Source organism: Pseudomonas sp. SZ57 (genome assembly GCF_009495975.1).
GTDB lineage: Bacteria > Pseudomonadota > Gammaproteobacteria > Pseudomonadales > Pseudomonadaceae > Aquipseudomonas > Aquipseudomonas syringae.
This window is the reverse complement of sequence record NZ_WIBD01000011.1, coordinates 5,218-8,127: the sequence shown is the minus strand read 5'-3', so window position 1 is coordinate 8,127 and position 2,910 is coordinate 5,218. Positions and strand designations below refer to the sequence as shown.

Sequence of the window (2,910 nt, the reverse complement as noted above, 5' to 3'; positions counted from 1 at the left end):
ATCGTGCGACGCTCTGCGTCAGCTCCTAGATCCCGCTGAACCAGTTGTACCCCTGATCCTCCCAATACCCCCCAGGATTCTCGTTACTGACGAAAATCTCCACAATGTGCTTGGGATTCTTGAAGCCCAGCTTGGTTGGCACCCGCACCCGCAACGGGTAACCGTAATCAGGTGGCAGCGCCACTTCACCGAAATCCAGCGCCAACAAGGTCTGCGGATGCAGCGCAGTAGGCATATCCAGACTTGAGTAATAGCGGTCAGCGCATTTGAAACCGACAAAACGCGCCGTCGTGTCAGCGCCGATGTACTCCAGAAAAGTCTTCAACGGCACGCCGCCCCACTGCCCTATCGCACTCCAGCCCTCGATGCAGATCAACCGCGTGATGTCCGTGCGTTGCGGCAATTTGCGCAGCGCCTCCAGCGTCCACGGCTGCTTGTCCCGCACCAGCCCCGACACCGCCAGCTGGTAATCGGAAAGATCCAGCTCCGGCACATTGTATTCAGGGTAGAACGCATTGAACGGGAACGGATTGGTCAACTGCGCCTTGCTGTAGGTCGGCGCCAGCTTTTGGCCGTTGAACAGCCAGGCCTGAACCCGGTCATTCCAGCGCGACATGGCCCACAGCACTTTATCGACCTGATCGCCATCCTGCAGGTTGCAGCCTGTGAGCATCGACATCGCGCCCACAGTCAGCCCCGCGCGCAAAAACGAGCGGCGCTGAATATCGACCAGCTGACGCTCTTGCGCGGGCTCAAGGCGGATACGCTGAGTGATGCGTTTACGTGGTTCGTTCATGATTGCGCAGTTCCGTCTTCGTTCGACTGGCGGCCGCCGGTAATCATCGGCAGCAAAGTACTGGGCACCAGCACGACCAGCAGCAGATGGACGATGACGAACGCGCCGATGGCGGTCATCGCCCCGAAATGTACCCAACGGGCGAAATCGAATCCGCCCAGCAGACTGACCAACCCCTGAAATTGCACCGGTTTCCAGATGGCCAGGCCGGACAGCACCACCAGCACACCCATGGCCAGCACCAGCCAGTACATCAACCGTTGCACGGCGTTGTAACGGCCTTTGACGTGGACCAGTCGAAAACGTAGCGCGTCACTCATGTCACGCGTCACTTCGGACGGCCGAACCGGCAGCAGATCGCGTTTGAAATGGCGGCTGAACACGCCATACAGCACATAAATCAGACCGTTGATGACCAACAGCCACATCACCGCGAAGTGCCAGGCAATGGAACCGCCCAGCCAGCCGCCGAGTGTCAGAAATTTGGGAAAGGTGAACGGCATCAGTGGCGATGCGTTGTAGATCGCCCAACCGCTCATGAACATACAAACCATGCCCACGGCATTGACCCAGTGGGTCAGGCGCACCGGCCACGGATGGATGGGGCGGGTTTTCATGTCGAGATCCCTCTGATCAGGCCTGGAAAAGGCTGTCAGGGGCAGCCTTGCGCCCCTGACAGCTCTGGCGGTGATTACATCGGCGGGGTGAAACCGCCTTTGCCGACGGCCACACCACGAGCGGACTTGCCGTCGTCAGCCGGGAACACCACGACCTTGGCGCCCTTGGTCAACTGGTCGACCTTGCCTGGCTCGACATAGGCGATAGGCACATCCTGCGGCACCACCAGTTTCTTCTCGCCACCCTCGTATTTGACGGTCAGCGTGCGGCCATCGGTGCCGGCCAGCGTGCCAACGGTGCCATTGGTCATGGTGCCGGTGCTGCCATCAGCGTTTTCCCAGCCATAGTGACCTTCGCCACTGCCTTTGAGGCTGGCTTCAAAAACGGTCACTTCCAGCGCTTTCAGTGTGCCGTCCGCCTGCGGGATGGCAGCCGAACCGACAAAACTGTCGCCTTTGATTTGCTTGAAGTCAGCTTCGGACACAAGACGAATACCGGTCTTGTCAGTCAGCTTGATGCTTTCGTGCTGACCCGAACGGGTGGTGAAATCGAGGGTGTCGGCGCTGACGCTGTCGACGGTCCCACGCATCGGTTTGACCACCTTCATGTCGGCAGCCTGGGTCATGACAGCGGCACTGAGCAACAGCAGGCCGAACGTAGTAGAGAGTGCAGTCTTCATCGGTACTTCCTTGGCAGGTGAGATCTGAAACCCATCTTTGCACCGCTACCGGCACCGCAGAATGACCGGGCAATGACATTTTTGTCATTCGTCGGACACCTTGTCGGCAACTGGTTAGACTCCGGCATCGGCGCACCATGGGTGCAGGCAAAAGCGTAGCGGACAAAACGATGTATATCCTGCTGATTGAAGATGACACCAAAACCGGCGAGTACCTGAAGAAGGGTCTGGGTGAGTCCGGCTACAAGGTGGACTGGACCCAGCACGGGGCCGACGGCCTGCACCTGGCGCTGGAAAACCGCTATGACCTGATTGTGCTGGACGTGATGTTGCCGGGCATCGATGGCTGGCAAATCATCGAAGTACTGCGCGCCCGGCAGGACGTGCCAGTGCTGTTTCTGACCGCGCGCGACCAGTTGCAGGACCGGATTCGCGGCCTGGANNTGGAACTGGGTGCCGACGATTATCTGGTCAAGCCGTTTTCCTTCACTGAACTGCTGCTGCGCATCCGCACCATCCTGCGCCGGGGCGTGGTACGCGAGGCCGACCACTTTCATCTGGCCGATCTGGAACTGGACCTGCTGCGCCGCCGGGTGACGCGCCAGCAACAGGTCATCGTGCTGACCAACAAGNNTTTCGACAGCGACACCAATGTCGTGGACGTCGCCATCAAGCGCCTGCGCAGCAAGGTCGACCTGCCCTACCCGGTCAAGCTCATCCACACCGTGCGTGGCATCGGTTATGTGTGCGAGGTGCGCCCATGCGACGCCAGCCTTCCCTGACCCTGCGTTCGACCCTGGCCTTTGCCCTGGTGGCG

At 59.7% G+C, this 2,910-nt stretch carries 4 protein-coding genes; 1 reads left to right on the top strand and 3 read right to left on the bottom strand.

The window, feature by feature from the left end:
* Window positions 1-25: 25 nt before the first annotated feature.
* From GE543_RS13440 to GE543_RS13430, 3 genes are all read right to left on the bottom strand, one after another.
* Window positions 26-796 (bottom strand): molybdopterin-dependent oxidoreductase, encoded by a 771-nt coding sequence (locus tag GE543_RS13440; RefSeq protein WP_003344155.1) that lies wholly within the window; start codon window positions 794-796, stop codon window positions 26-28.
* A complete protein-coding gene (locus tag GE543_RS13435) occupies window positions 793-1,413 on the bottom strand; it encodes a cytochrome b/b6 domain-containing protein (RefSeq protein WP_110767066.1) in 621 nt (206 codons plus the stop codon). Before GE543_RS13435 ends, GE543_RS13440 begins: the two co-directional genes overlap by 4 nt.
* Window positions 1,414-1,487: 74 nt before the next feature.
* Window positions 1,488-2,093, bottom strand: coding sequence for a hypothetical protein (locus GE543_RS13430; protein WP_003427552.1), 606 nt, complete (start codon window positions 2,091-2,093; stop codon window positions 1,488-1,490).
* A gap of 170 nt (window positions 2,094-2,263) precedes the next feature.
* Between GE543_RS13430 and GE543_RS13425 the strand changes: the two genes are divergently transcribed.
* Complete coding sequence (locus GE543_RS13425; RefSeq protein WP_153221637.1) at window positions 2,264-2,875, top strand: response regulator; 612 nt, start codon at window positions 2,264-2,266, stop codon at window positions 2,873-2,875.
* The last annotated feature ends 35 nt before the right edge of the window (window positions 2,876-2,910 follow it).

Excerpts from the sequence above, each read along its gene's own strand:
- GE543_RS13440 (WP_003344155.1), bottom strand. The coding sequence starts at position 796 with ATGAACGAACCACGTAAACGCATCACTCAGCGTATCCGCCTTGAGCCC.
- GE543_RS13435 (WP_110767066.1), bottom strand. The coding sequence starts at position 1,413 with ATGAAAACCCGCCCCATCCATCCGTGGCCGGTGCGCCTGACCCACTGG.
- GE543_RS13430 (WP_003427552.1), bottom strand. The coding sequence starts at position 2,093 with ATGAAGACTGCACTCTCTACTACGTTCGGCCTGCTGTTGCTCAGTGCC.